The 25,633-nt window shown below is 71.5% G+C and carries 23 protein-coding genes and 1 pseudogene; 12 read left to right on the top strand and 12 right to left on the bottom strand.

The window, feature by feature from the left end; genetic code table 11:
- Positions 1-132 precede the first annotated feature (132 nt).
- Positions 133-1,380, bottom strand: coding sequence for a M6 family metalloprotease domain-containing protein (locus IF67_RS0114095; RefSeq protein ID WP_030985564.1), 1,248 nt, complete (start codon positions 1,378-1,380; stop codon positions 133-135).
- Positions 1,381-1,805: 425 nt separating this feature from the next.
- Here IF67_RS0114095 and IF67_RS0114090 point away from each other — a divergent pair, with 425 nt between their 5' ends.
- Positions 1,806-2,468 (top strand): TetR/AcrR family transcriptional regulator, encoded by a 663-nt coding sequence (locus IF67_RS0114090; protein WP_030985563.1) that lies wholly within the window; start codon positions 1,806-1,808, stop codon positions 2,466-2,468.
- A gap of 193 nt (positions 2,469-2,661) precedes the next feature.
- Positions 2,662-4,224, top strand: a complete 1,563-nt coding sequence (locus IF67_RS0114085) for an MFS transporter (RefSeq protein ID WP_030985562.1) — start codon at positions 2,662-2,664, stop codon at positions 4,222-4,224.
- Positions 4,225-4,421: 197 nt separating this feature from the next.
- On the opposite strand, the gene IF67_RS0114080 is transcribed toward IF67_RS0114085, so the two are convergent.
- Positions 4,422-4,919, bottom strand: a complete 498-nt coding sequence (locus IF67_RS0114080) for a MarR family winged helix-turn-helix transcriptional regulator (RefSeq protein ID WP_030985561.1) — start codon at positions 4,917-4,919, stop codon at positions 4,422-4,424.
- 162 nt (positions 4,920-5,081) lie between these two features.
- Between IF67_RS0114080 and IF67_RS0114075 the strand changes: the two genes are divergently transcribed.
- On the top strand, positions 5,082-5,849 hold the full coding sequence (locus tag IF67_RS0114075) for a DODA-type extradiol aromatic ring-opening family dioxygenase (RefSeq protein ID WP_030985560.1): 768 nt from the start codon (positions 5,082-5,084) through the stop codon (positions 5,847-5,849).
- A gap of 85 nt (positions 5,850-5,934) precedes the next feature.
- Here the strand turns inward: IF67_RS0114075 and IF67_RS0114070 are convergent, their stop codons facing one another.
- Both IF67_RS0114070 and IF67_RS44870 read right to left on the bottom strand, forming a co-directional pair.
- Positions 5,935-6,177, bottom strand: coding sequence for a hypothetical protein (locus IF67_RS0114070; protein WP_030985559.1), 243 nt, complete (start codon positions 6,175-6,177; stop codon positions 5,935-5,937).
- A 369-nt stretch (positions 6,178-6,546) separates the two neighbouring features.
- Positions 6,547-6,822: pseudogene (locus IF67_RS44870) on the bottom strand (hypothetical protein); the annotation flags it as partial.
- A 399-nt stretch (positions 6,823-7,221) separates the two neighbouring features.
- On the opposite strand from IF67_RS44870, the gene IF67_RS0114060 reads away from it, so the two are divergent.
- Positions 7,222-7,701, top strand: a complete 480-nt coding sequence (locus IF67_RS0114060; RefSeq protein WP_051818033.1) for a pyridoxamine 5'-phosphate oxidase family protein — start codon at positions 7,222-7,224, stop codon at positions 7,699-7,701.
- Between the two features lie 153 nt (positions 7,702-7,854).
- On the opposite strand, the gene IF67_RS0114055 is transcribed toward IF67_RS0114060, so the two are convergent.
- Both IF67_RS0114055 and IF67_RS0114050 read right to left on the bottom strand, forming a co-directional pair.
- Positions 7,855-8,442: a hypothetical protein gene (locus tag IF67_RS0114055; RefSeq protein ID WP_030985554.1), complete on the bottom strand. Its 588-nt coding sequence runs from the start codon at positions 8,440-8,442 to the stop codon at positions 7,855-7,857.
- 145 nt (positions 8,443-8,587) lie between these two features.
- Positions 8,588-9,211 carry a GNAT family N-acetyltransferase gene (locus IF67_RS0114050; protein WP_030985552.1) on the bottom strand — a complete coding sequence of 208 codons (624 nt, stop codon included), beginning with the start codon at positions 9,209-9,211 and terminating at the stop codon, positions 8,588-8,590.
- A gap of 185 nt (positions 9,212-9,396) precedes the next feature.
- Here IF67_RS0114050 and IF67_RS0114045 point away from each other — a divergent pair, with 185 nt between their 5' ends.
- From IF67_RS0114045 to IF67_RS0114025, 5 genes are all read left to right on the top strand, one after another.
- A complete protein-coding gene (locus tag IF67_RS0114045) occupies positions 9,397-10,398 on the top strand; it encodes a sigma-70 family RNA polymerase sigma factor (RefSeq protein WP_030077569.1) in 1,002 nt (333 codons plus the stop codon).
- Positions 10,399-10,845: 447 nt separating this feature from the next.
- A complete protein-coding gene (locus tag IF67_RS0114040; RefSeq protein WP_030985549.1) occupies positions 10,846-11,628 on the top strand; it encodes a DeoR/GlpR family DNA-binding transcription regulator in 783 nt (260 codons plus the stop codon).
- Positions 11,625-12,572, top strand: a complete 948-nt coding sequence (gene pfkB, locus IF67_RS0114035) for a 1-phosphofructokinase (protein ID WP_030985547.1) — start codon at positions 11,625-11,627, stop codon at positions 12,570-12,572. Before IF67_RS0114040 ends, pfkB begins: the two co-directional genes overlap by 4 nt.
- A gap of 354 nt (positions 12,573-12,926) precedes the next feature.
- Entirely contained in the window at positions 12,927-15,074 is a 2,148-nt protein-coding gene (locus IF67_RS0114030) for a PTS fructose transporter subunit IIABC (RefSeq protein ID WP_030985545.1), read from the top strand.
- A gap of 154 nt (positions 15,075-15,228) precedes the next feature.
- Positions 15,229-15,930, top strand: a complete 702-nt coding sequence (locus IF67_RS0114025) for a hypothetical protein (protein WP_051818009.1) — start codon at positions 15,229-15,231, stop codon at positions 15,928-15,930.
- An 88-nt stretch (positions 15,931-16,018) separates the two neighbouring features.
- Here the strand turns inward: IF67_RS0114025 and IF67_RS0114020 are convergent, their stop codons facing one another.
- Positions 16,019-16,801: a TetR/AcrR family transcriptional regulator C-terminal domain-containing protein gene (locus tag IF67_RS0114020; RefSeq protein ID WP_078889423.1), complete on the bottom strand. Its 783-nt coding sequence runs from the start codon at positions 16,799-16,801 to the stop codon at positions 16,019-16,021.
- Between the two features lie 389 nt (positions 16,802-17,190).
- Here IF67_RS0114020 and IF67_RS0114015 point away from each other — a divergent pair, with 389 nt between their 5' ends.
- On the top strand, positions 17,191-18,660 hold the full coding sequence (locus IF67_RS0114015; protein ID WP_234341093.1) for an MDR family MFS transporter: 1,470 nt from the start codon (positions 17,191-17,193) through the stop codon (positions 18,658-18,660).
- 184 nt (positions 18,661-18,844) lie between these two features.
- Here the strand turns inward: IF67_RS0114015 and IF67_RS0114010 are convergent, their stop codons facing one another.
- Positions 18,845-20,191, bottom strand: coding sequence for a L,D-transpeptidase (locus tag IF67_RS0114010; RefSeq protein ID WP_030985537.1), 1,347 nt, complete (start codon positions 20,189-20,191; stop codon positions 18,845-18,847).
- Positions 20,192-20,273: 82 nt separating this feature from the next.
- Entirely contained in the window at positions 20,274-21,593 is a 1,320-nt protein-coding gene (locus tag IF67_RS0114005) for a CaiB/BaiF CoA transferase family protein (protein ID WP_030985535.1), read from the bottom strand.
- 271 nt (positions 21,594-21,864) lie between these two features.
- On the opposite strand from IF67_RS0114005, the gene IF67_RS0114000 reads away from it, so the two are divergent.
- Positions 21,865-22,197, top strand: coding sequence for a hypothetical protein (locus IF67_RS0114000; protein ID WP_030985534.1), 333 nt, complete (start codon positions 21,865-21,867; stop codon positions 22,195-22,197).
- Between the two features lie 30 nt (positions 22,198-22,227).
- Here the strand turns inward: IF67_RS0114000 and IF67_RS0113995 are convergent, their stop codons facing one another.
- Positions 22,228-22,842 carry a hypothetical protein gene (locus IF67_RS0113995; protein ID WP_234341089.1) on the bottom strand — a complete coding sequence of 205 codons (615 nt, stop codon included), beginning with the start codon at positions 22,840-22,842 and terminating at the stop codon, positions 22,228-22,230.
- 85 nt (positions 22,843-22,927) lie between these two features.
- Here IF67_RS0113995 and IF67_RS0113990 point away from each other — a divergent pair, with 85 nt between their 5' ends.
- Positions 22,928-23,644, top strand: coding sequence for a VIT1/CCC1 transporter family protein (locus tag IF67_RS0113990; protein WP_030985532.1), 717 nt, complete (start codon positions 22,928-22,930; stop codon positions 23,642-23,644).
- A gap of 37 nt (positions 23,645-23,681) precedes the next feature.
- Here the strand turns inward: IF67_RS0113990 and IF67_RS0113985 are convergent, their stop codons facing one another.
- Positions 23,682-24,794: a P1 family peptidase gene (locus IF67_RS0113985; protein WP_030985530.1), complete on the bottom strand. Its 1,113-nt coding sequence runs from the start codon at positions 24,792-24,794 to the stop codon at positions 23,682-23,684.
- Complete coding sequence (locus IF67_RS0113980; RefSeq protein WP_030985527.1) at positions 24,787-25,620, bottom strand: L,D-transpeptidase family protein; 834 nt, start codon at positions 25,618-25,620, stop codon at positions 24,787-24,789. Before IF67_RS0113980 ends, IF67_RS0113985 begins: the two co-directional genes overlap by 8 nt.
- Positions 25,621-25,633: the final 13 nt, after the last annotated feature.

Here is a 25,633-nt window from a genome sequence, read left to right as displayed (position 1 = left end):
GGAGTAGGGGGTGGCGTGGGGAGGGGTGGTTGCGTCGGCGAGGGCATGCTGGGGTTTCTGCGGCCGGTGTGTGGCGGGTGTGTGGCAGGGGTGTCCGAAACCGGATAGGTGCCGTCCGGGTTCGGGGCTTTGTCAGTTGCGTGCCGGGGTCACCCGTACGCGGTAGGTGCCGTCCGGGTTCTCCGTCAGGACGGTGACGGCCGCGCCGCTGTGGGGGTCCGTGTAGGTATCGCCGGGGAGGAAGGTGGCGTCGGTCAGTTCCGGGTCGACGTACTTGTTGCCGCGGTAGCAGCCGCCGCTGTGCGGGGTGGCGTCCACGATGCGGAGCGGGCCGCGGCCCGAGGGGACGTGGGTGGCGACGCGGTAGACGAGGATCCCGGGCCGGCAGACCACGGGGTCGAGCAGGGCGCGGGTGCGGGCCTCGACGACCAGGGCGGTGCGGGGCGAGGTCGGGATGACGACGATCTTCGTGCCGCCGGGGGTGGCGATCGGGGTGAGGGTGTGTTCGCCGGGCGTCCCGTGGCGTGGTGCGCAGTGCACCTGATCGGCGGACAGCCAGCCGAGCTTCCACTTGTGCCAGCCGACGAAGTCGTTGCTCGGGCCCCAGTCCTCGTCCATCGGGTCCCAGTGCCCCACCGGGGGCGGGGCGTCGCGGTCGTCGGCGAAGTAGAGGTCGGGCAGGCCGAAGCTGTGGGCGTTCTCGTGGTTGAGGACGCGGAAGGCGCTCACCCCGGATTGCCGGCTCCAGATGAAGGATGCGTTCCGGAACGGTACCCGGTCGGCGGTCTTCAGTCCCATGTCGCCGCCGCTGAAGGTGACCGACAGGACCGTACGGGTCGCGGGCGGGCCCGCGTTGGGTGTGGCGATGACGTTGATGACGTCGTAGTCGCGGAAGTCGACGATGGGGTCGACCTCGCGGAGGACCTCGCGGGAGAGGGCGTGATAGCCGCCGTCCGAACTCGGGTCGAAGCTGGCGCCCCGCTGAATGCCGTACGCCGCGAGCGGCCGTGACATGTGGATCCACCGGAGCAGCGGCATGGGCTGGTAGGTCAGCCTGCCGTACGAGCTGGTGTGGAAGTAGTTCGTCGCGGCCGGGAAGAATTCGGCGAAGCGGGCTCTTGGGGACATCGTGGCGCGGGCGTCCGGGAAGTCGACGAAGAGGGTGAGGGCCCGTACGACGCCGGAGGAGCGGGCGAAACCGGCGGGGGTGTCCGTGGATTCGGCCACGTCGTCGTCGATGCCGCGCAACGCACACGGGCCGCTCGGCGCGGTGCCGGGCCCCGTAGGTATGGCGACGGCGCTGGGCGGCGAGCCCAGGGCTATGGCCGCGGCCGCGATGGCCGCGCCTGCGGCCAGAACCGCGGATACCTTGTGCTTCATATCGATCACCTTGTGTCGACAGGTGGCCGATCGCGCGCGGTGTTACATCAACTGGAGTCATGGCAGGGCCGGATGGGTCGCTGTCGGTCCTTCAGGTCGCTGTCGTTCCTTGATCGTTGCTCCTGGGGTGGCGTGTCGGGCGTGTCGGTCGGGCGTGTCGGTCGAGTGCGTCGCGTGCGCCGAGGGGTGGGTGAGGGTGTGGGCGAGGGGTGTGCTCCAGGTCACGTCGCGGCGTGAAATATCCGGGGAGGGGCTCCCCGTTTAACCAGACGTCCGGATGAAGCGGGGAGCGTCTCCCCGGTTCGTGCCGGTGCCGGCCTGCCGCCCGGCCGGTCGCCCGTCGAGTCACTCGACCGGGCGGGCGGGGCGGCGTCCGGGAATCCAGGCCTTCGGGAAGTGTCGAGAGTGGAAGGGAGTGAGCTGCCATGACTGCCGTCGTCGCATGCGCGAAGTCCGGGAAGAAGGGGCAGCAGCCCCGTCTGCGGGCCGATGCCCTGCGCAACCGGGAGCGGCTCATCGCGGCCGCCCGGGAGACGATGGTCGAGTTCGGGCCCGAGGTCCCGCTCGACGAAATCGCCCGGCGTGCGGGTGTCGGCAATGCGACGCTCTATCGTCACTTCGCGGACCGCCCCGAGTTGATCCACCACGTCACGCTCTCCGTCATGGCCCGTACCGCGGATCGCGCGGAGAGCGCCCTTGCCGAGGAGTCCGATGCTTTCCAAGCGCTGAGGCGCTTCGTCCACGCCGCGGTGGAGGAGCGGATCGGGGCGTTGTGCCCGTTGCTCTCCGACGGCGTCGACCGGGACCACCCCGATCTGATCGCGGCGCGTGAACGCCTGGAGGCGGCCGTCGAAGCCGTCATGGGTGCCGCGCGCGACAGCGGCCAGCTGCGTACCGACATCGCCGTCGGTGATCTGATGGTCGCGATCACCCAGCTCACCCGGCCGCTGCCGGGCAACAGCTGTACGAACTTCGACCAGTTCGTGCACCGTCATCTACAGCTGTTCCTGGACGGCTTGCAGGCGCCCGCCCGCTCCGAACTTCCCGGCGCCGCCGCCACTTTGGACGACCTGAGGCGCCGCTCGTAGAGCGGGCCGCGCCGCAGCGGCGTCATACGCCTCCCGTCTCGCACGCCCCTCGTCTGATCCGCCCCCTCGTCTCACACGTCCACCTTTCCTACGTCCCCACGCCCGTCCCGCATCCCCACGCCCGTCCCGCATCCCCACGCCCGTCCCGTTCTTCGCTCTTATTCGCTCACTGCACCACTAGGTGGATCCCGCCATGCCTGAAACAGCCACGTACGTCGATCCCCGGCGCTGGAAAGCGCTGATATTCATCGCTCTCGCCCAGCTGATGGTCGTGCTCGACGCGACCATCGTGAACATCGCGCTGCCCTCCGCGCAGGTGGATCTCGGTATCACCGACGCCAACCGGCAGTGGGTGATCACCGCCTACGCACTGGCCTTTGGCGGTCTGCTGCTCTTCGGGGGGCGCGTCGCCGACCTGTGGGGCCGGAAGCGGACCTTCATCATCGGGCTCATCGGATTCGCGGTCGCCTCCGCGCTCGGCGGGGCCGCGGCCAACCAGGAGATGCTGCTGGGCGCGCGTGCGCTCCAAGGTGTCTTCGGGGCGCTGTTGGCGCCGGCCGCGCTGTCGCTGCTGGCCGTGACGTTCACCGAGGCCAAGGAGCGCGCCAAGGCGTTCGGCATCTTCGGAGCGATCGCCGGTGGTGGCGGTGCCGTGGGTCTGATCCTCGGCGGGGTGCTGACCGAGTACATGAACTGGCGCTGGACCTTCTTCGTCAACATCCCGTTCGCCGTGGTGGCCGCGACCGGCGCCCTCCTCGTCATCCGCGAGCCCGCGGGGAGCCGCAACCCCTCCCGTCTGGACGTCCCCGGCGTCATCCTGGCCACGCTCGGCCTGGTCTCGCTGGTCTACGCGTTCACCCGCGCCGAGTCCGACGGCTGGCTGGCCGGTCCGACCCTCGGCCTGTTCGTGGCGGCGGCCGTGCTGCTGCTGGCGTTCGTGCTGGTCGAGTCCAAGGTGAAGGCGCCGCTGCTGCCGCTGCGGGTGGTCGCGGAGCGGAACCGCGCCGGTATCTATGCCTCGCTGGGCCTGGCCGTGATCGGCATGTTCGGCCTCTTCCTCTTCCTGACCTACTACCTCCAGATCGTGAAGGGCTACACGCCGGTCATGACCGGTCTGGCCTTCCTGCCGATGATCGTCGGCATGATCACCGGCTCGACGCAGATCGGCGCCCGGCTGATGACCCGGGTCCGGCCGCGGCTGCTGATGGCACCCGGTTTCACGGTCGCCGCGCTCGGCATGCTGGTGCTGACCCAGATCGACCTGGACACGTCCTACCCGGCGCTGATCCTGCCCGGCTTCCTGCTGATGGGTCTCGGCATGGGTACGGCGTTCATGCCCGCCATGTCACTGGCCACGCACGGGGTCCAGCCGCGCGACGCCGGTGTCGCCTCCGCGATGGTCAACACCTCGCAGCAGGTGGGCGGCGCGATCGGTACGGCCCTGCTGAACACCATCGCGGCGAGTGCCACCACCGCGTACGCGACTTCGCACGCGGCCGGTGCGCGCTCGGCCGACCTGCTCAAGCTCCAGTCGATGGTGCACGGCTACACCACCGCCATCTGGTGGGCGGTCGGCATCTTGGCACTGGCGGGCGTGATCGCCTTCACCTTCATCAACACCGGGCGGCCGGGGGGCGGTTCGCCGGCGGCCTCCTCCGGTGAGGGCGAGAGCACGGTTGTGGGTTCGTCCGAGAACCAGGGCCAGGGCGAGGGCCAGGGCCAGGGTGAGGTGCAGGTTCCGGTGATGGTGCACTGAGCCGGTGGGTGGCGGGAGCCGTAGGGGCACCCCGGCCGGGGTCGTGCCGGCTCCTCGCCGTCCTGGCTCGTGGGTGACGCGCACGGGGGTCTATCAGCGCCGTCCCGGGCTTGGTCCCGCTCCCGCTCCCGCTCCCGGTCCCGGTACCGGTCCCCTCATGCCCACTGGCGTCGGTCTCGTCCGGCTCCGCTGATCCGTCAGCGGAGCCAGGGGAGGTCGGCGCCTTTCGGCTGCAGGCCTTCGGTCATGACCTGGCAGATCTCGGCCAACTGGCCGACCTGCTCCGGGGAGAGCCGGTCGAAGATCGCGGCGCGTACGGCGGCGACATGCCCGGGGGCGGCCCTCTCCAGAACCCGCATTCCCTCGTCCGTGAGGTAGGCGTTCTGGCCCCGCTTGTCGGACGGGCAGTTCTCGCGTTGGACCCAGCCGTTGCGCTCCAGGCGCGCGATCGCATGGGAGAGCCGCGAGCGTGTGATCTTGGCGTTCTGAGCCAGCTCGGTCATCCGCATCCGGCGCCGCGGTGCACGGGAGAGCTGGACCAGCAGGCCGTAATAGACATGCGGCATCCTCGCGTCCCGCTGCAACTGACGGTCGAGGTGATCCTCCAGGAGCGTGGTGGCGTGGAGGTAGCACTGCCAGGCAAATTGCTCCTCATCGCTGAGCCAGCGCGGCTCAGTTGCGGATTCGATGCTCATACCATCCACTCTCTCACCACTTGGAGAGTTATTTAAGTTTTAACAACGTCAGGCTACACTGAGGCCAATGCTTGAAGTTTCAAGCATTGGGTCGCGTGACGACGGAAGGCGCACGCGCACCAACTACTGCCAGTGTGACGCTGTGGGGTTGTGATGTCCGTAATGCCGGCTCTCTATCTGAGCCATGGTGCGCCGCCGCTCGCCGACGATCCCTGGTGGCCGGGCCAGCTGGCCGCCTGGTCCGCGAAGCTGCCGCGTCCCCGGGCCGTACTGATCGTCTCCGCGCACTGGGAGGAGGCGCCGCTCGCGCTCGGTGCCACCCGGACGGTGCCACTGATCTACGACTTCTGGGGTTTCCCGGAGCACTACTACCAGGTGCGATACCCAGCCCCCGGTGCACCTGAACTGGCCGAGCGGATACGCGGGACGCTGCGTACGGCGGGCATGCCCGTGGTGGACCTCCCCGACCGGGGGCTCGATCACGGCGCGTACGTCCCGCTCGTGGAGATGTTCCCGGACGCCGACGTCCCCGTACTCCAGATCTCCCTGCCGACCCTCGATCCGCGCCGGCTCCATGAGATCGGCCGCAAGCTCGCACCGTTGCGCGAGGAGGGTGTGCTGATCATCGGCAGCGGCTTCTTCACGCACAATCTGGCCGCGCTGCGGCACGTCGACGGCGGTACGCCGGCGTGGTCGGCAGAGTTCGACGACTGGGGGCGCGAGGCCCTGGAGTCCCAGGATCTCGACGCCCTCTTCGACTTCGCGCACAAGGCGCCGGCCGGCCGGCTCGCCCATCCCCGCACCGAGCACTTCGCCCCGCTGTTCGTGACCCTGGGGGCAGCGGAAGCGCACGGGCAGCTGGGCGGCGGACGCAGTGTGATCGACGGGTTCTGGATGGGGCTGGCGAAGCGGTCGGTGCAGTTCGGCTGAGGGGTGGCGGGGGCCCGCCGTCTACCGGGCGCCGCCCGCCTGGCATCGGCCCGCCGCCCGCCGCCCGCCGCCCGCCGGGTGCCCGTCAGTCGTCCTCGTCGATCAGGGTGAGGGCGTTCAGGGCTGCCGACAGGGCGCGGGTGTCGCCGTCCTCGGAGGTCGCCGCCACGTCCAGAGCGGTGTCCGCGAACTTGATCGCATGCTCGTTGCCGTTGGCGACCGCTCGCTCGAAGACCTCCTCGGGTGTGATCGAGGCGGCGTCCGGCGCCGGGAGCGGGGTGTCCGCGGCGTAGATCGTGGTGACCGCCGACGTCGCCGCCCAGGCCACCGCGAACGAGCGCGCCCACAGCGTCGGCTACTGGGCCGCCCGGCATCTGCTCCTGCCCGTCGCCGTCCGCCCCGCGGGCGGTGCCACCCCGTCCGAGGCCCTGGCCGCCCTCCCCCGTATCGCCGAACAGCATGTGACGCCGGTGAACGGATACTCCCAACTCCCCGCCACCCCAGGCTGGTTGAGTACCGCCGAGTCCTTGCGCCTCCCCGATGACCCCGAGGCCGTACGCGAGGACCTGACCGCGCTCGTACGCGCCGCCACCCTCAACTACGCGGACTACGGCCACGGGAACGGCATCATGCTGGTGCACGCCGCCACCGCGCCGAACGCGGTGCTGCGCACCCTGCCCGCACTCCCCCGGGAGGCCTGGCGGGTGAAGTACGCGGTCCATTCGGTGACCCGGCTCGAATCGCCCAGTGCCTCCCGCCAGTTGGCGTCGGTGATGCGGCCGTGGGCGCGCGGCACGCCTTCCAGTTTGTTCTCGTAGCCGTCGAGCCAGCGGTGGACGGTGTGGGCCTGGCCGTTGCGGACCGTGGCTTCGACGGCCATCGGTCCGTGGTTGCTCAGATAGCCGTTGAACTCGGGGCCGGAGGTGTGCAGGCGGAGCAGGGCTTCGTCGAGTGTGCCGCTCGTCGTATCCATGGCTGGAGGCTGGGGCGGCGGGGTGGCGCGCGTAACGGGCTTCCGGCCTACACCGCTGGTCGTAAGGCCGCAGGTGGGGGCGGGAGTTGGGGGTGGGTGCGGGTGTTGCGGGCGGAAGGGGGGCGGCGGGCGTTGCCGCATGTCCGTATCCCTCAGTATCCCGCCGCATCTCTCAGCTTCCTGCCGTATCCACCGGATCCATTCCGGACAGAGGGCGTCGGGTATTGGGGGGAGGGTGCTGCCATGACGAGTGAGAGCGGACGAGGCGAGGGCGGCGCGGACTTCGAGGGCGGGGCGGAGTCCGAGGGCGTCGCTGACGTCGAGGGCGTCGCTGACGTCGAGGGTGGGGCAGGACGGGCCGGTGGTGGCGGCGAGGGGGGTGAAGCGGTCGGCTGGTCGGTGGTCCGGGCGGCGGTACCGGAGTTTGCCGGGCGGGTGCAGGAACGGTTCGGGGCGTACCGGCACCACGTTCTCGCCACCCTCCGCAAGGACGGCGCACCGCGGCTCACCGGCCTGGAGGCGGATTTCCGCTACGGGGAGCTGTGGCTGGGCATGATGGTGGGCTCGCGCAAGGTGCTCGACCTGCGGCGCGACCCTCGCTTCTCGCTGCATGCCAACCCGGGGCCTGGCACCGGCCTTTCGGGCGGTGACGTACGGGTGTCCGGGCGGGCCCTGGAGGTGACCGGCCCCGAGGTGGTCGCGCGCTATGCGGCGGTGGTGAAGCCGCCGGAGCCGTTCCATCTCTTCCGGGCGGAGCTGACGGAGGCGGTGCGTACGTACATCCAGGACTCGTGTGTGGTGCTGGAGAGCTGGGTACCGGGGCGGCCGCTGCGGACGATCCGGCGGACGTCCGACGATGCCGCGCTTCAGGTGGAGTGAGACGGCGCTACGGGTGGAGCGATGTGGCGCCACAGCGCAGCAGGGGCGGGACCAGGACCGGAGGCAGGCCCGCCGGTATGCGTACCGGCGGGCCTGCCCATCGGCATCCGGCACGCGTACCTGCGGGCCGGGCGCCGGGGGCGAGTTGCCGTCTCAGTGGGTGGCCACGGGGAGGTGGTGGGACCGGTCGCGATGGGACCGGTCGTGCTGGTGGGGGTGCGGCCGGTGTCTGCCGTGCGGCTCGCGGACCCGGTGGGTGCGGAAGATGTAGAGGGCGACGACGAACATCACGGCGCCCATGGTGAAGCCGAAGGCGCACGACTTCAGGATCGTTTCGCCGCCGAGGCTGTAGACCCAGCCGAGCGCACCGCCGAAGAGCGCACCGTAGGCGAGCGCCCGGGTTTCGGTGATCATGGACGACTGGAAGTGGGCCACCAGCAGCCCCAGTGCTCCGGACACCACCGCCGCGGCCAGTCCGTACAGCATGGCCGGGCCGCCCTTGGTGCCGTCGGTGTGCGTGCGGAAGATGGTGAAGCAGCCGAAGGCGAGTGCCGTGATGATCGGCAGCGACACGGTCGGCGGGATGCGCTTGGCCATTCCCGCCATTCCCGCCATTCCGGTCGGTCGCGAGGCCCCCTGCGGGCCACGGGCCTGGGCGTTCGCCGTCGCGCCGTGTTCGACGTCCACGGTGCCGTGTGAGCGGGCGGCCCTCGCACCGTGCCGGTGAGCGTGCTGGTCCATGACGGGCTCCTCTCGCTTGCCCCGCTGTCCCGCTGCCCCTTCCGTCCAGGCGACACCCGGGTGCCGTCGGCGTCAACTGGAGCGGCGGACGACGGAGCCGCAGAGGGCGCGGGGGAGGGCGCGGGGAGGTGGGTGAGGGGCGGGTTCAGCCCAGATCCTTCTGGTACCAGGCCACGTCCCAGTAGCGGCCGAATTTGCGGCCCACTTCCGTGTACGTACCGATGTGCCGGAAGCCGAAGCGGGTGTGGAGGCGGGTGGACGCCTCGTTCGGCTGGGTGATCCCGGCGTAGGCGCGGTGCACGTCCTGGTCGGCCAGTGCCTCGAACAGGGCCGTGTAGAGCAGCGTGCCGATGCCGCGGCCGACGGCGTGCGGAGCGCAGTAGGCAGTGACCTCGACGGAGGGTGCGTAGGCGGCCTTGGGGCGGAAGGAGCTGCTGGTCGCGTAACCGAGCAGCGCACCTTCTCCCGCCGTCCCCGGGGCACCTTCTCCCGCCGTCCCCGGGCCTTCCCCCGACCCGGCCTGCGGGTCGCTCTCCGGACCGTTGTGCGGGTTTTTGGTCCGATCTGTCACTTCGCGGGCAACCAGGAGGCGATGCGGGCCGTCTTGTGGGTAGGCGAGCAACCATGGGCGGCGCTGATCGGGAGTGAAGGGCTCCAGATCGAACGTGATGCACGTCTCACGGATGTAGTGGTTGTAAAGATCCGTGAGGGCCGGAAGGTCCGCTTCCGTGCCCGCCCTGACCTGCACTTCGCCCTGCTCACGTGGCATATGGCCTCCTCGGGTGGGGGCGCAGGGTACTGCATGATCAGAAAAATAGAGGGGCAGCGTGGGAATTCTGTCCGGATTCCAGCCGTTGTTTCCTTCGGACGGGCCACGCGGTGAGCATCGGCTTCGATGCCCCGATCCGGTCCGCCTTTGTCCCGCGACCGACTCATCGCAAAGGGAGCACACGCATGGCAACCCGTGCCGTCGCCCGACGTCAGGAGAGCAGCACTGGTTCTGACGGGGCCAACAGTGTTCGCGCCGTAGGCGGGGAGATCGCCGACCGCGACCTGGTCGGCATGTACCTCGACGAGATCGCGCGTACACCGCTGCTCGACGCCGCCAAGGAGGTCGAGCTGTCCCAGACCATCGAGGCGGGCGTCTACGCCCAGCAGATCCTCGACGGCGAGGTCACCGACGGTAATGCCGCAGGTGCCGGCCGCGAGGAGCTGGAGGCGCTGGTCGAGGAGAGTGCCAGGGCCAAGGACGTCTTCATCCGTTCCAACCTCCGCCTGGTGGTCGCGGTGGCCCGCCGTTATCCGCGCGCCGGGCTGCCCCTGCTGGACCTGATCCAGGAGGGCAACGCCGGTCTGGTGCGTGCCGTGGAGAAGTTCGACTACGCCAAGGGCTTCAAGTTCTCGACGTATGCGACGTGGTGGATCCGTCAGGCCATCACCCGTTCCATCGCCGACCAGTCGCGCACGATCCGGCTGCCCGTGCACCTCGTCGAGGAGCTGGGCCGCATCCGCCGGGTGCAGCGCGAGTTCAACCGCGAGAACGGCCGTGACCCGGAGCCGGCGGAGGTCGCCGGGGAGCTGGGCTCCACGCCCGCCCGTGTCACCGACGTACTCGACTGGGCGCGCGATCCGGTCAGCCTCAACATGTCGGTGGACGACGACGGCGACACCCAGTTCGGCGATCTGCTGGAGGACACCTCCGCGGCCTCGCCCGAGCAGTCCGTGCTCACGCTGCTGCGCAGCGAGGAGCTGGAGGACCTGATCGACCGCCTCGACCACCGCACGGCCTCGATCATCAAGGCCCGTTACGGCATAGAGGACGGCCGTGAGCGCACGCTGACCGAGGTCGGCAAGCAGCACGGCCTGACCCGTGAGCGGATCCGGCAGATAGAGAAGCACGCCCTGCTGGAGCTGAAGCGGATGGCGGGTGACACGGGATTCGACGCGGCCGCATGACCGGCGCGCGCCGCGGCGCGCGCCGAGATCGCTGGTGAGGCCTGTGCCTGTAGAGGACGAGCCCCGGTGCCCTTCGTGGCGTCGGGGCTCTGTTGTGTCCGGAGGCTTGCCGTGCCGGGCCGGAGGCTTGCCGTGCGGGTCCGCAGGTGTGCCGCCGGTGTCCGCAGGGTGCTGTGCCGCCGGGGTCCGCAGGTGCCGCGCCGCGGTGTCGCAGCTGTGCCGCCGGTGTCCGCAGAGGTGCCGCCTGCGTTCGTAGGAGTGCCGTCTGCGTCCGCAGGGGTGTCGGTGTCGGGAGTCCGGGGGCGAGGGCTCGGAGGGGGCGCGGCTCGGGGCACTCCGATGTCCGTTTGAGTCTGTCCAGAGTCCACTTACGTTTACTTCGCGGAGATCCGGGCGTAGCATCGCATTGAAACCACAGGTTCGGGCATGGAACGGACACAGACGCTGATGTATGCACCGGAACGCCAGCAGGAGATTCTGCGGCTCGCCCGTGAGGGCGGGCGGGTCGATGTGCTCTCCCTGGCGGAGGAGTTCCAGGTCACCGCCGAGACCGTGCGGCGCGATCTGAAGGCGCTGGACCGGGCCGGCCTGGTGCGCCGGGTGCACGGCGGGGCCATCCCGGCCGGCCGGCTGGACTTCGAACCCGACCTCGCCGAGCGGGACGCCGTCGCCGCCGACGAGAAGCAGCGCATCGCGCGGGCCGCACTCGCCGAGCTCCCCGGCGGTGACGGCGGCGCCGCCGGATCCGGGAGCGTGATCCTGGACGCCGGTACGACCGCCGTCCGGCTCGCCGCGGAGATCCCGTTGGAGGCCGAGCTGACCGTCGTCACCCACGGCCTGCCGGTCGCCGCGCGGCTGGCCGACCACCCCGGGCTCACCCTCCACCTCGTCGGCGGCCGGATCCGGCGCCGTACGCGGGCCGCGGTCGACGACTGGGCGCTGCGCGCCTACCGCGAGCTCAACGCCGATGTGCTGTTCCTCGCGACCAACGGCTTCTCGCTCGACGGCGGCCTGACCACTCCCGACCTTGCGGAGGCCGCCGTGAAGCGGGCGCTGATCGCCGCCGCCCGCCGGGTCGTCCTCCTCGCGGACTCCGCCAAATTCGGGCAGCAGCACTTCGCCCGCTTCGGCGAGCTGTCCGATGTGGACCTGCTCATCACCGACACCGGCCTGAGCCCCGACGACGCCCTCGCCATCGAGCGTGCGGGCACGGAAGTAGTACGCGCATGATCCTCACCGTCACCCCCAACCCCAGCCTGGACCGTACGTACGAGATCCCGGCGCTGGACCGTGGGGCCGTGCTCCGGGCCACCGCCGACCGGATCGACCCCGGCGGCAAGGGCGTCAATGTCTCGCGGGCGGTCGCCGCCGCCGGGGTCCGCACCCTCGCCGTACTGCCCCTGGGCGGCCCGGCGGGTGCGGCGCTGGCAGCGCTGCTGGGCGCCGAGGGCATCGAGGTGGCGGGTGTTCAGGTGGCCGGGCAGACCCGCTCCAACATCTCGGTCGCCGAACCCGACGGCACTCTCACCAAGATCAACGCGACCGGGCCCGAGCTCACCGCCGACGAGTCGGAGGCGCTGCTCACCGCGGTCGGCGAGCGCTCCGCCGGCGCCGACTGGATCGCCTGCTGCGGCAGCCTGCCGCGCGGCCTGGGGCCCGAGTGGTACGCGGAGCTGGTCGCCCGCGCCCACCGGGCCGGCGCCCGGATCGCCCTGGACACCTCGGGCCCGTCGCTGACCGCGGCGCTGCGCGAACGCCCGGACGTCGTCAAGCCCAACGCCGAGGAGCTGGCGCAGGCCGTCGGCCGCCCGCTCGCGACCCTCGGCGACGCGGTCAAGGCCGCCGAGGAGCTGCGGGCATCGGGAGCCCGCGCCGTACTGGCCTCCCTGGGGGCGGACGGCCAGCTCCTCGTCGACGAGGAAGGCGCCTTCTTCGGCAGCGCCCCGGTCGTCGCCGTCCGCAGCAATGTCGGCGCGGGCGACGCCTCACTGGCGGGCTTTCTCGCCGCGGGCGGTACGGGACCGATGGCGCTGGCCGCCGCGCTGGCCCATGGCGCGGCCGCCGTCCAGCTGCCCGGCAGCCAGATGCCGACACCGGCCGATCTGGACACGTCGGCGGTCAGGACCACCGACGCGGTGCCGCTCCAGCGCGCCCTGACGGAGCCGGTGTCATGACGGCCGCGCGCGAAGCCGCTGGTGTTGCCGCAGCGCGGCGAGTTGTTGCCATGCCTGACACGTGGCGAGTTGTTGCCGGGCCAGCCACGTGGCGAGTTGTTGCCGGGCCTGCCGCGCGGCGAGTTGTTGCCGGGCCTGCCGCGCGGCGAGTTGTTGCCGGGCCTGCCGCGCGGCGAGTTGCCGGCATGGCGGCCGCGCGCCGGGTTGTCGGCATGCCCCCTCGATCCCGCCCTCCGGCTGCTGCTGGGAGGCGCTCCAGCCATCCCCCGATCCGTCCCCGCCCCCCGATCCCTGCCCACCCCCCGTTCCGTCCCCACCGCCCCCACGGCGGTACCGCGCGCAAGGGAGCCCGCGATGAGTGAGCTGATCACCGCGGAACTGGTCGACCTCGACCTGTCCGCAGAAACGAAGGACGCCGCCGCACGGTCCCTGGCCGAGCGGATGGTCGCCCACGGTCGCGTCACCGACCTGGAGGGGTTCCTCGCGGATGTGGCCGCGCGCGAGGCCCAGATGCCGACCGGCCTGGACGGCGGGATCGGGATTCCGCACTGCCGCAGCACGCATGTCACGGAGCCGACTCTGGCCTTCGGACGCAGCGCCTCCGGTATCGACTTCGGTGCGCCGGACGGCCCGGCCGACCTGATCTTCCTGATCGCGGCCCCGGCGGGCGGCGACGCGGACCATCTGTCGATCCTCTCGACCCTCGCCCGGAGCCTGATGGACGAGTCCTTCACCGGCGCGCTGCGGTCCGCCACCGAACCGGAGCGTACGGCGGCACTGATCCGTGGCGACGAGCCGGCGGGGGAGCCCTCGGCCCAGGCCCCCGCCCCGGCCCAAGCCCCGGCCGAGCCCCCGGCTCCGGGCACGGAGGCGCGAGCGGAGACGGACGCACAGACGGAAAAGGACACACGGCCGGAGACGGCACCTGAGGCGGAAGAGACCCCCGCACCAGCGACCGAAGCCCCTTCCGAGGCCCCTCCGGAGGCACCTCCCGCGGCCGCCCCCGAGGCCCCCTCCGCGGCCGCCCCCTTCCGTATCGTCGCCATCACCTCCTGCCCCACCGGTATCGCGCACACCTACATGGCCGCCGAATCGCTGGAGAAGGCCGGGCAGGCCGCCGGTGTCGAGGTGTTCGTCGAGACCCAGGGCTCGGCCGGGTTCAAACGGCTCGACCCGCAGCTCGTCACGGACGCGGACGGCGTGATCTTCGCGCATGACGTCGAGGTACGGGAGAAGGAACGGTTCGCCGGGAAGCCGACGGTCGACGTCGGAGTGAAGGCGGGCATCAACCGCCCCGCCGAGCTCATCGCCGAGGTACGGCAGAAGGCCGAACGCGGCGAGGTGTCCGGCACCGCGCGCGCCGCCGCGCCCATGGACAAGGACGCCGAGACGGGCGACGGCTTCGCCACCCGCCTGCGCAAGTGGCTGATGACCGGCGTCAGTTACATGGTCCCGTTCGTCGCCGCGGGCGGTCTGCTCATCGCGCTCGCCTTCGCCATCGGCGGCTACACGATCAACAAGGCGCCCTCCGTCGCCGAGCACTTCCTCTGGACCGATGCCACGAGCTGGGCGGCGCTGCTCTTCCAGATCGGCAGCGTGGCGTTCGGCTTCCTCGTCCCGGTGCTGGCCGGATTCATCGCGTACGGCATGGCGGACCGGCCCGGCCTCGTCCCGGGCTTCGTCGGCGGTGCCATCGCGCTCACGATCAACGCGGGCTTCCTCGGCGGCCTGATCGCCGGGCTCATCGCGGGTGCGGTGGTGATGGCGATTCAACGGGTGGCCATACCGCCGGTGCTGCGCGGCATCATGCCGGTCGTGGTCATCCCGCTGATCTCGTCGGCGATCGTCGGCTTCCTGATGTTCCTCGTGGTGGGCAAGCCGATCGCCGCGCTGCAAAAGGGACTGACGGACTGGCTGTCCGGTCTCACCGGTGCCAACGCGATCATCCTGGGTGCTCTTCTCGGCCTGATGATGTGCTTCGACCTCGGCGGCCCGCTGAACAAGGTCGCCTACGCCTTCGCGGTCGGCGGCCTCGCCAACCCCAACGAGGGCAGCCTGAAGGTCATGGCCGCGGTGATGGCGGCCGGTATGGTCCCGCCGCTGGCGATGGCGCTGGCCACGACCGTCCGCGGCCGGCTCTTCACCAAGGCCGAGCGGGAGAACGGCAAGGCGGCCTGGGTGCTCGGCGCCTCCTTCATCACCGAGGGCGCGATCCCCTTCGCCGCCGCCGACCCGCTGCGCGTCATTCCCTCCGCGATGGCCGGCGGTGCGGTCACCGGAGCCCTGTCGATGATGTTCGGCTGCACCCTCCGCGCCCCGCACGGCGGCATCTTCGTCGTCCCCCTGATCGGCCAGCCGTTCCTCTACCTGCTCGCCATCGCCGCGGGTACGGGCGTCAGTGCGGCCCTGGTGATCCTCCTCAAGGGCCTGCGCAAGCCGCCGCACACCCGCGCGGCGGACTCGTCGGCCGACGGCGGGGCCGAGGTGACGGTCGCCGCCTGATCTCCGCTCCGCCCGAGCGTGCCGAGGCCTCCACCGACCCAGGTGGAGGCCTCGTCGGCGTTCCTCCCCCAAGCCCGTCCGGGACGTGTTCTGACGGGCCGTGAAGCAGGGTTACCCGTGCGTTAGCCGATCTTTAGCCGACGCGACGAGAGTCATGGATGTCACGCCGAAGGACGCCAGTCACCACCTCGGGGGAACCCTCATGTCGCTCGCCACCGCCACCCTGCGCCGCGGTCGTCGGCTCGCCGTCGCCTCGCTCGTCGCCGCCGCGGCGCTGTCGCTGACCGCCTGCCGGAGCGGGGACGACAAGGCGTCGGCCGCGCCCTCCGCCGTGAGCAGCCAGGCCGCGTCGGACGGCGGCTCCACGGCGGGCGACTCCACTTCCGGTGGAGCCTCGGGCGGTTCATCCACGGGCTCGTCCTCGACGGGTGGGGAGCAGGCAGGCGGTGGTTCCGGTGCCGGGGCGGGGAAGGGCGCCTCGCGTACGGGCACCAACGGGGGCCAGGCGTCCGCGACGGGCGGCTCCGGCGGGCAGGGTGGTGCCTCCGCCGGCCGTAAGGGCGTCAACGGCACCTGGGTCGGCAAGCTGAATTGGCTCACCGAGTACAAGCTCTCGGTGGCCCCGGAGAGCGGTCCGGAGCAGGCGTTCCACCTCCTCGACAGCACCAAGGTGCTCGGTGCGGCGGCGCTCTGCGAGGCCCCCGACGGCCGCGTCCACCTGGACAGCTCCGGCTACGGCACCGCTCCGTGCACCCTCGACGACGCGCGCAAGGCGGCCAAGCTCGGGTCCGTCGACGTACGGGTGACGGTGAAGGACGGCGTGGCCACGAAGATCGCCGAGCACTACCGCCCGTAAGCCCGCGCACGGAGCCCCGGCGACTCCCCTCAGCACCGTTCAGCGGCCGTCGGAACATCCGGCGGCCGCTGAGCCGTGTGCGGGCCGCTCAGATTCCCAGCCGGGCCGCGATGCCGTCGAGGACGCTGTCCAGGCCGGTTTCGAAGCGCCACTGCGGGTCGTCCTTGCGGGTGGCCTCGTGGAGATAGCGGTGGTAGGTGGGATAGCGCCCGGTGCTCATCAGGTAGCTCATCTGCGGGGCGAGGGCGACCCGCACCTCGTCGGGGCTGGTCCAGCCCTGCTCCCGCATCAGGCAGTGGTGCGCGCATTCGGCCGAAACCGCGCCGTGGACATAGGAGTTGACGGTGCCGAGCACGGCCATCATCGCGTCGACGTCGAGTCCGAGCCCGTCCAGGGCGGAGAGCGCCCGCTCGGCCGCGGCCATCCGGTTCGGGGTGAGCGCGCGCAACGACTGCGGTGAGGAGATCTGGATGAGCCAGGGGTGGCGCAGCACGATCTCCCGGGTGCGCAGCGCGTTGGCGCGCATGACGTCGCGCCAGTTCTCGATGTCGTCGGGGAGCGTGAGGTCCGCGTGGACCGCGTCCGTCATCAGGTCCAGGACATCGCCCTTGCCGGAGACATAGCGGTACGCCGCCATGGGGGCGACGCCCAGTTCGGTGGCCAGGCGGCGCATGGTGACGGCGTCGATGCCCTCGGCGTCGGCGATGCGTACGGCGGCCGCGGCGATCTTCTGCGGGGTCAGGGTGGCCCGCGGAGCCGGCGCCGGCCGGTCCAGGCGCTCCCAGAGGGAGACCGCTGCCGGGTCCGGCGCGTCCATGGCGGACCCGGACGGCTTCCGGCCCTCGGCTCCGGCTGGCTTCTTGCCGGCCATGGGCTCACTTCCTTCCCGGATCCTCCCGCTTCCCGGATCCTCCTGGAGCGACGCGTACAACGTATCAGCAGTAGACGCTGTACGCGCTGATGTGTACGTTGTATTTGCTCGATACGTCGTACACATGGTGCAGCGGAGAGGCGCGTCGTTGCCGGTTGCTGCGGAGAGACGGAAACGCGGAGCGAGGGGGCGCAGTGAGGGTGACCAACGGTTCGACCGAAGCGGCCGGCCAGGCCGTAGGGGCAGACCCGCCCGTAGGGGGCGACCCGGCCGTAGGGGGCGACCAGGCCGGAAAAGCCAGCAGGGCGGCCGGAGGGACGGACGAGGCGGCGCCCGGCGGACGGCCGCCGCGGTCGCTGTACTTCGGGGTGTTCGGGCTGCTGCTCGGAATGTTCCTGGCGATGGTGGACGGGCTGATCGTGGGGACGGCGCTGCCCACGATCGTCGGGGACCTCGGGGGGCTGGACCAGCTGTCCTGGGTGGTGACGGCCTATCTGCTCACCACCGCCGTGGCGACACCGATCTGGGGGAAGGCGGGGGATCTCTACGGCCGCAAGGGCACATTCATGGCGGCGGTCGTGCTCTTTCTGGCCGGGTCGATGCTGTCCGGGCTGGCGCGGGACATGGGGCAGCTCATCGCGTTCCGGGCCGTGCAGGGGCTGGGTGCGGGCGGGTTGATGGTCGGAGCGCTGTCGATCATCGGGGTGCTGGTGCCGCCCCGGCAGAGCGGCCGGATGCAGTCGATGATCGGCGCCATGATGCCGGTCGCGTTCATCGGCGGGCCGCTGCTGGGCGGCTTCCTCACGGACCATCTGAGCTGGCGGTGGGCGTTCTATGTCAATGTGCCGATCGGAGCGGTGGCGCTGGTGATCGTCGGGGGGTGGATCCGGCTGGGCCGCAGCGGGCGGAGCACGGCGCGGATCGACTACGCCGGCGTGGTGCTGCTGTCCGCCGCCATCCTCGCGCTGACCCTGCTGGCCAGTTGGGGCGGCGTCCGGTACGGCTGGGCGTCACCGCAGATTCTCGGGCTGGCGGCGGTGGCCGTGGTGGCGTCGGCCTGGTTCGTACGGGTCGAGCGGCGGGCGGTGGAACCGGTCATCCCGCCCCGGCTGTTCCGCAGCCGCAACTTCACCGTGGCGCAGATCCTGAGCTTTCTGGTCGGCGCGGTGATGCTCGGCGCGACCAGCTATCTGCCGCAGTACATGCAGTTCGTGCAGGGGCTGTCGCCGACGGACGGCGGTCTGCTGTTGCTGCCGCTGATGTTCGGGATGCTCGGCGTGCAGCTCGGCACCGGGGCGCTGATCAGCCGTAACGGCCGCTACCGGGTCTATCCGATCCTGGGCGGCGCGGTGTTGACCGTGGGCGTCCTGATCCTGCTGTCGCTCGGTACGGACACCGGGACGGCCCTGGCCTCCGCGCTCACCGTCGTCGCGGGGATGGGCATCGGGTTCGTCATGCAGAGCACCATGATCATCACCATGAACAGCGCGGAGCCCCGCGACATGGGCGCCGCCGGCGGCACGGTCACGCTGCTGCGTACGGTCGGCGGCTCGCTCGGAGTCGCCCTGCTGGGCGCGGTCTTCACCGGACGGCTGCACAGCGGGCTCGTCGACCGGGTGGGGGAGGGCGCCGCGGACCGGCTGACGGCGGGCGCCGGACAGCTGACGCCACAGGTGCTGGACGGGGTGGCCGTACCGGTACGGGACGCCTACCGGACGGCGGTCACCAGCGGGCTGCACGGCGTCCTGCTCGGCGCCGCGGTACTGGCCGCCCTCGGCTTCGCGGCCGCCTGGTTCGTACGGGAGGTGCCGCTGCGGAGTGCGGTGGACGCGGCCGACGGGGCCGGGCCGGCCGACTGACCGGGCCGGCCGACCGACTGACCGGGCCTCGTGACCCACCAGGCCCGGTGACCGACGGGCCCGGTGACCCCCCGGGCCCGGTGACCCACGGGAGCCGCAGGCAGGCCCGCACGCACAAGGCGGTGGCCGGCCCCTGTCAGGGACCGGCCACCGCCTTCGTCTGTGCGCCTCGGACCTTCGTCCGTCAGACCGCGCTGCCCGCCTGCCACTCGGACCAGGACAGGTTCCAGCCGTTGAGGCCGTTGTCCGGCTTGACGGTCTCGTCCTTCGAGTTCTTCACGATGACGACATCGCCGATCAGGGACTCGTTGAAGAACCACTTGCCCGGGGTGTCGCCCCCGCCGCCCTTGTTGTCCCGCAGGCCGACGCAGCCGTGGCTGGTGCCGGCCTGGCCGAAGACGGACGGGGAGCCCCAGTAGTTGCCGTGGAGGAAGGTGCCGGAGGCCGACAGCCGCATGGCGTGCGGGACGTCAGGGATGTCGTACTCGCCCTTGCCGTCCTTGTTCTTGAAGCCGACCGTCGAGCCGTCCATGCGGGTCTGCTCGAACTTCTCCGAGATCACCATCTGGCCGTTGTAGGTCGGGTTCTCGGGGCTGCCGCCGGAGATCGGGATGTTCTTGAGGGTCTTGCCGTCCCGCTTGACCGTCATGTGCTGGGTGTTCATGTCGACCGTGGAGACCTGCGAGCGCCCGATGGTGAAGGACACCGTCTTGGACTGCACGCCGGTGATGCCCTGGCCGCCCTTCACCCCGTCCAGGTCGATCTTCATGGTGACCTTGGAGCCGGCCTTCCAGTAGTCCTCGGGACGGAAGTCGAGGCGCTGGGTGCCGAACCAGTGGCCGACGACCTTCTGGCCGCTGCTGGAGGTCACCGTGATGTGGGACTGGACGTCCTTCTTGTTGGTGATCGCCTTGTCGAAGTTGAAGGACACCGGCATGCCGACGCCGACGGTCTTGCCGTTGTCGGGGGTGTAGCTGCCGATGAAGCTGTCGGCCGAGGACACCGTCGTGAACGTGGCGTTCTGGGTGGCGGCCCGGCCCTTGGCGTCCTTGCCCTTCGCCACGATCTTGTACTTGGTGCCGCGCTCCAGCTGGACGCCGGGCTTCCAGGACGTGCCGTCGGACGATATGGCACCGGCCACGTCCTTGCCGGAGTCGGCCTCGGTGAGCTTCACCTCGGTCAACTTGCCGCCGGTGGCCTTCACGCCGGTGTCGTTGATGCTGGCGTTGGTGGCGCCGTCGTCCGACGAGACCTTGATCTTGACGTCGGAGGCGTTCTTGGCGGCCGCGGCGTCCGCACCGGCCTGGCCGTTCTTGCCGTCGTCGTTGCCGCCGGCCGAGGCGTCCCCGCCACAGGCGGACAGGGTCAGCGCGCCCGCGGCGAACAGCGCCGTCACGGCGAGCGTGCGGCGCATCCGCCGGTTGCGGCGCGGCGCGCCCGGCGCCGACTGCTCGACCGAGGGGAGCAGCTGGTGCGGGGTGCGGGACCGAGCGGGCGCGAGGTTGTCCGGCGTTGTCACGAGCTGCTCCATAACAGGGGTGTTGTGTTTCCGTGCTGGTAAACAGCACGAGCGGGCAGATTTGGTTGCGGGTCCGGCTTCCTTGTGACGAAGGTCACATGTGCGGCGGTAGGGGGCGATCGGCCGGTCCCGATAGCCAGGTTCGCAGTGGCGTGCCGTGTTCGTCCAGGCGGGGTGGAGCGGCGGGTTGGGCCACCGGCGTCCCCGAGAGGCGGAGTGGGCTGGTGACTTGGGGGATGCGCCCCTCGCCGACGGGGGTCACCGGATCGAGTCCGAGCCGCGCCGCCAACGCCAGGGCTTCGGAGAGGGTATTGACCGGACCGCATGGAACCGACGCCGGGGCCAGTCGCGCGGCCCAGTTCTGCGGAGTGTCGGTGGCCAGTCGGTTTTCCAGGGTTTTGATGAGGTCTGTGCGGTTTTGTACCCGATCCTGATTGCGGGCGAACCGGACGTCGTCGGCGAGTTCCGGTACGCCCAGCGTCTGCGCCAGCGCCCGGAACTGACGGTCGTTCCCCACCGCCACGGCGAGCAGCTGTCCGTCCCGGCAGGCCAGCGTCTCGTACGGGGCGATGCTCGGATGGCGGTTGCCCATGGGGCCCGGGTCGTGACCGGTGGCCAGATATCCAGAGGCCTGGTTCGCCAGCGAGCCCAGCAGAGAAGAGAGCAGATTCACTTCCACCAACTGCCCCTGTCCCGTGCGGCCGCGGTGGTGCAGGGCCGCCAGGATGCCGGTGGCGGCGTCCTTCGCGGTCAGGACGTCCACCAGGGCGACGCCCGCCTTCAAGGGGGTGCCGCCGGGCTCGCCGGTGATGCTCATGAGCCCGCCGACGGCCTGCACCACGAAGTCGTAGCCGGGCAGCCGGGAGCCCGCGCCGGACCCGAAACCCGTGATGGTGCAGTGCACCAGGCCCGGGTTGGCGGCGCGGGTGGCGGCGTGGTCCAGGCCGTACTTGGCGAGCGAGCCGGGGCGGAAGTTCTCGATCAGTACGTCGGCCCGCCGGGCCAGCTCGCGGGCCGCGGCCGCGTCGTCCGGGTCGCCGAGGTCCAGGGCCAGGCCGCGCTTGGAGCGGTTCGCGGCGTCGAAGTACGCGGCCGTCCCGCTCCGCTGCGCTCCGCCTTTGCTCTCTGTTGTGTCCTCGGAAGCAAAGCCGGCCGCGAACGGCGGGCCCCAGGCACGGGTGTCGTCACCCGTGCCGGGCCGCTCGACCTTGATCACCTCGGCGCCGAGGTCGGCGAGCGTCGCGGCGGCCAGCGGGCCGGCCAGCGCCCGGCTGAAGTCCGCGACGAGGATGCCGTCCAGGGCGCGGGCGGGCGGCTCACCGGGCGGGGCGGCGCCGAGGGGCCCGGTGGCGGTGGCCGTCGGGTCGGCGGGCTCCGTGTCGGCGTCGGGGGACGGCCGGTGCGGCTGCGGCACGTGCGTACTCCTCATGTCGCGGACGAAGTGCCGTCATCGTCCGGGACGATCTTCGCCGGGGGAAGCCTCCGGGCTGTCCAACGGGGTGGGGTGCATCCTGCCGGGGCGGCCTCTTGGGCGGTCGCTGTGCGGCCTCGTGACGGGAATGTAGCGAAATGTCATAGGAGATGCGTCACTTCGGGACTTAAGTCCCAAGATCCCCTGTCGGAAGTCCTGAGGTGTGGTGTCTACTGGCTCTGCCCCCAGCGCCTTACCCGTCCGGGAGGACCGCATGCTCCCCTCCGCTTCGATTCTCCAGCAGATCGGCCTCGGCGTGCTGCTCGCTGTGGCCATCGTCTGGGCCGTCGGGCTGGCCAGACTCCTGCGCCGGGGGCGGTACGAGGCGGCCATGTGGCGTGACCAGCGGGAAATGCGGGCACGGTACGCGCTGCGTGGGCGGTTCGCACCGCCCGGCCCCGAAGAGCTGCCCGCACACCCGGAACTGCTCGGTTCCGTGCCGCGGCAGACCGGCCCGGCCGGCCCGCCGTCGGAGTGCGTGGAGCTGAGTGCCGCCGAGCGCGCGGCGTTCGCGGGGCTCGTACGGCAGCTGACCAGCCGCAGTTGACCCGATGGCCGGCCGTGGCCCGGCCCGGTCTCAGCGGACCGGTCCCAGCCGCAGCAGGGCCAGTGCGGTCAGCATCTGCACCGATACCGCGGCCGCCGACTTCCACGTCGACAGATGGTGCTGGCCCCGTATGAGCAGTACGGCCAGGACATAGCCGAACCCCCAGGTCGTCCAGGTCGCGGCCTGCACGAAGGTGGCGTCGGTCGGCAGCCAGGCCGCGATCGCCATCCGCGGCAGATCCGTCACCCAGAACAGCACGATGAACAGGCTTGCGGTCGGCGCGAAGCGGCCTATGCCGCCGAGCGTCCGGGCGATGGCGTGGGCGACCGAACCCAGCGCCAGACTGGCGGCCAGCACGCCCGCCTCGCCCAGCCCGAGAAGCTTCAGCGCCGCCGCGTGGTCGACGGCCCACTGGGTGTGGAACGCGTCCACCGACAGCACCCCGATGCCGCCGCTGATCAACGACAGCAGCACCGCCGCGCTCCAGGCGCTACGGTCCCGCGCCTCGTCCAGCACCTCCACCGGGCGGTACCAGAGCCCGAATATCAGCCGGTGCCACCACAGGCGGCGGCGTGGCCCCGGCTTGCGCGGTGCCGGCTGGACGAGCGTGGGCGGGGGAGGCGGGGAGGGGGGCGGTGCGGACATAAGGCCGTTTCTACCACCGGCCGATCCAGGGCGAGATGGGGGCGTCGGGCCACGGCACGGCTGCTGTGGATGAGACCCTCGGCCGATGACCTTGCAGACACCGGAGCACGACGAGGCGCACGGCGGCGGTCTCGGCAGCCGGCTCAACTGGCTGCGTGCCGCGGTCCTCGGCGCCAACGACGGCATCGTGTCCACCGCCGGACTCGTCGTCGGAGTGGCCGGAGCCACCGATTCCCGCAGTGCCCTGCTGACGGCGGGGCTGGCCGGACTGCTCGCCGGCTCCATGTCGATGGCGGCCGGTGAATATGTGTCGGTCTCCACCCAGCGTGATTCGGAGAAGGCCGCGCTGGCACAGGAGAAGCGGGAGCTGGCGACCGAGCCGCAGGCCGAACTCATCGAACTGACAGAGCTGTTGGCGGGAAAGGGCCTGAACGAGCGCCTGGCCCGGGAGGTCGCGGAGGAGCTCACCGCGCACGATGCGCTGCGCGCCCACGCGGAGGTGGAGCTGGGCATCGATCCCGACGAGCTCACCAATCCCTGGCACGCGGCCGGTGCAAGCTTCCTCGCGTTCACGGCGGGGGCGTTGTTGCCGCTGCTGGCGATCGTGCTGCCGCCGGCCGCACACCGGCTGTGGATCACGGTGGTTGCGGTGCTGGCGGCGCTGGCGCTGTGTGGCTGGAGCAGTGCCCGGACGGGGGCCGCGCCGGTGGGGCGGGCGGTGCTGCGCAATGTCGGGGGTGGCGCGCTGGCGATGGGCGTGACCTACGCCGCGGGGTCGGCGCTGGGGGCCGTCGGGGCGTGAGCGGTGGGTGCCGCGGGTGGCGGCGGCTGCCCGTGGGTCAGACGGTCCCGTAGAGATCCCGGTACGACGGGAAGACGCCGCCGGGGCCGTCCACCGTTTCCGCTGCCTGGGCGGCGTTCACCACGGCGCGGGTCAGGACGTCCGCGCCGGCGGCCAGGATCTCGTTGAGGGCACCGGCCTCGGCGTGTACGCCGAAAGCGCGGTCGCCGTGGGCCCCTTCGGGGGTGAGGGGGCGGGCCGCGGTGGACAGGGCGAAGACCGTGTCGCCGTCGGAGAGGAGATGGACGGGGCGGATGGCACGGGCCAGACCGTCGTGTGCGGTCCCGGCGAGCTTGTGGGCCTGGGCGCGGGTGAGGGTGACGTCCGTGGCGACCACGGCGAGGGTGGTGTTGAGCGGCGGGCGGACGGAGGCGGCCGAGCGGGCCCGGGATGTTTCCCTGGCCTCGGCCAGCCGGCGCAGGGCGGTGGCGTGCACCTCGGGGGAGGGCAGGGCGGCGGGGTTCTCGTACAGACGGCCGTAGAGGGCGCCGGTGCGCGGGTCGGTGACGGAGCCCGCGACATTGACGGCGGCCAGTGCGGCGACGGTGCCGCCCGAGGGGAGCACCGCGCTCGCGGTGCCGATGCCGCCCTTGAGGCCGCCGGCCACCGCGCCCGTGCCGGCGCCCGTGTTGCCCTGGGCGACCGGGGCGCCGGGCCCGGTGTCCGCCGCGGCCGCGGCTGCCGCCCGGCCCAGCACGGCGTCCGGCCGGGCCCGCCAGTCGCCGCCGCGCCCCAGGTCGAAGAGGGCTGCGGCCGGCACGACGGGTACGACCTGCGCGGGGTCGGGGCCGACCCGGAAGCCGCGGCCCCGCTCCTCCAGCCAGGCGGCGACACCGGACGCGGCGTCAAGGCCGAAGGCGCTGCCGCCGGTCAGCACGACCGCCTCGATGCGCTGGACGAGGTTGCGCGGGTCGAGCGCGTCGGTCTCCCGGGTGCCGGGGCCGCCGCCGCGTACGTCGACGGCCGCGACGGCACCGCCCTCGGGTGCCAGGACGACGGTGGTGCCGGTCAGGTAGCCGCCGCCGGCCCGCTGGGCGTGGCCGACCCGGAGGCCGAGGACGTCGGTCAGGGCGTCCTGCGGCCCCGCGGGGTGCGGCGGGTGCTCAGTAATCGGCCGGTCCCATCACGATGACCGGGTGCAGCTCGGGGTCGAGGGTGCGCAGCAGCTCGCGCATCACCTTGGGCTTGAGGCTCACACAGCCCTGGGTGGGGCCGTCGTGGTCGACATGCAGCCAGACGCCGCCGCCCTTGGCGTCGCCCCACGGGCGCTGCGGGTCCAGGGGAGAGGTGCCGGACTCCCGGTTGTAGTTGATGGCGATGACGTAGTCGAAGGCGCCTGCCAGTGGCTCGCCCTCCACACCGGTGCCGCCGGCGACGAAGCTGCTGTTGTGGTCGTAGGGGAGTTTGGTGTCCCCGGGGGCGGCCAGCAGGCCGCCCGCGTCGGTGAGGGGGAAGACACCGATGGGGGAGCGCAGATCGCCGTAATGGTGGTCGTCCGTCCAGCCGCGGGCGGCGTTGTGCGCGGGCCAGGTGGGACCCGGCTCCCAGTCGTCGGAGCCCTCCTCACGGGTGTACAGGACGACCCGGGACTCGAAGGAGTCCATGTCCTTTCCCGTGACCACCAGCACCTGTCGTGAGTTGGCCGGTATCCGCTTCCGGGCGGCGTCGCCGAGGCCCGGGATGGGCCGTCCGGCCGGGGGATTCGGTGCGGCGTTCGGGGCGGATTTCGCGGCGGACACAGGGATGCGTGGCGTGTCCGGACCGGAAGCCGTCGTGGACGTGGTGCTCTTGGCGTCGGTCCCGCTGTTGTGGTCGTCGCCCGAAGCCGGCCACGCCCACAGGGCGGTGCCGACCAGGGTGGAGAGGGCGAGACCGCCTACGGCCTTGCTGCGCCGGGACAGTCTCGTCCGCACGCGGGACTGAGCGTGGCGGGCCATGGCTGGCGTCTCC

It is taken from the genome of Streptomyces sp. NRRL S-1813 (genome assembly GCF_000719605.1).
Classification (GTDB): Bacteria; Actinomycetota; Actinomycetes; order Streptomycetales; family Streptomycetaceae; genus Streptomyces; species Streptomyces decoyicus.
This window is presented reverse-complemented; position numbering and strand designations above follow the sequence as displayed.

Bases quoted from the DNA above. Each gene is read 5' to 3' on its own strand.
- IF67_RS0114095 (WP_030985564.1), bottom strand. From the start codon at position 1,380: ATGAAGCACAAGGTATCCGCGGTTCTGGCCGCAGGCGCGGCCATCGCG.
- IF67_RS0114090 (WP_030985563.1), top strand. From the start codon at position 1,806: ATGACTGCCGTCGTCGCATGCGCGAAGTCCGGGAAGAAGGGGCAGCAG.
- IF67_RS0114085 (WP_030985562.1), top strand. From the start codon at position 2,662: ATGCCTGAAACAGCCACGTACGTCGATCCCCGGCGCTGGAAAGCGCTG.
- IF67_RS0114080 (WP_030985561.1), bottom strand. From the start codon at position 4,919: ATGAGCATCGAATCCGCAACTGAGCCGCGCTGGCTCAGCGATGAGGAG.
- IF67_RS0114075 (WP_030985560.1), top strand. From the start codon at position 5,082: ATGCCGGCTCTCTATCTGAGCCATGGTGCGCCGCCGCTCGCCGACGAT.
- IF67_RS0114055 (WP_030985554.1), bottom strand. From the start codon at position 8,442: ATGGACCAGCACGCTCACCGGCACGGTGCGAGGGCCGCCCGCTCACAC.
- IF67_RS0114050 (WP_030985552.1), bottom strand. From the start codon at position 9,211: ATGCCACGTGAGCAGGGCGAAGTGCAGGTCAGGGCGGGCACGGAAGCG.
- IF67_RS0114045 (WP_030077569.1), top strand. From the start codon at position 9,397: ATGGCAACCCGTGCCGTCGCCCGACGTCAGGAGAGCAGCACTGGTTCT.
- IF67_RS0114040 (WP_030985549.1), top strand. From the start codon at position 10,846: ATGTATGCACCGGAACGCCAGCAGGAGATTCTGCGGCTCGCCCGTGAG.
- pfkB (WP_030985547.1), top strand. From the start codon at position 11,625: ATGATCCTCACCGTCACCCCCAACCCCAGCCTGGACCGTACGTACGAG.
- IF67_RS0114030 (WP_030985545.1), top strand. From the start codon at position 12,927: ATGAGTGAGCTGATCACCGCGGAACTGGTCGACCTCGACCTGTCCGCA.
- IF67_RS0114025 (WP_051818009.1), top strand. From the start codon at position 15,229: ATGGATGTCACGCCGAAGGACGCCAGTCACCACCTCGGGGGAACCCTC.
- IF67_RS0114020 (WP_078889423.1), bottom strand. From the start codon at position 16,801: ATGGCCGGCAAGAAGCCAGCCGGAGCCGAGGGCCGGAAGCCGTCCGGG.
- IF67_RS0114015 (WP_234341093.1), top strand. From the start codon at position 17,191: ATGTTCCTGGCGATGGTGGACGGGCTGATCGTGGGGACGGCGCTGCCC.
- IF67_RS0114010 (WP_030985537.1), bottom strand. From the start codon at position 20,191: ATGGAGCAGCTCGTGACAACGCCGGACAACCTCGCGCCCGCTCGGTCC.
- IF67_RS0114000 (WP_030985534.1), top strand. From the start codon at position 21,865: ATGCTCCCCTCCGCTTCGATTCTCCAGCAGATCGGCCTCGGCGTGCTG.
- IF67_RS0113995 (WP_234341089.1), bottom strand. From the start codon at position 22,842: ATGTCCGCACCGCCCCCCTCCCCGCCTCCCCCGCCCACGCTCGTCCAG.
- IF67_RS0113990 (WP_030985532.1), top strand. From the start codon at position 22,928: ATGACCTTGCAGACACCGGAGCACGACGAGGCGCACGGCGGCGGTCTC.
- IF67_RS0113980 (WP_030985527.1), bottom strand. From the start codon at position 25,620: ATGGCCCGCCACGCTCAGTCCCGCGTGCGGACGAGACTGTCCCGGCGC.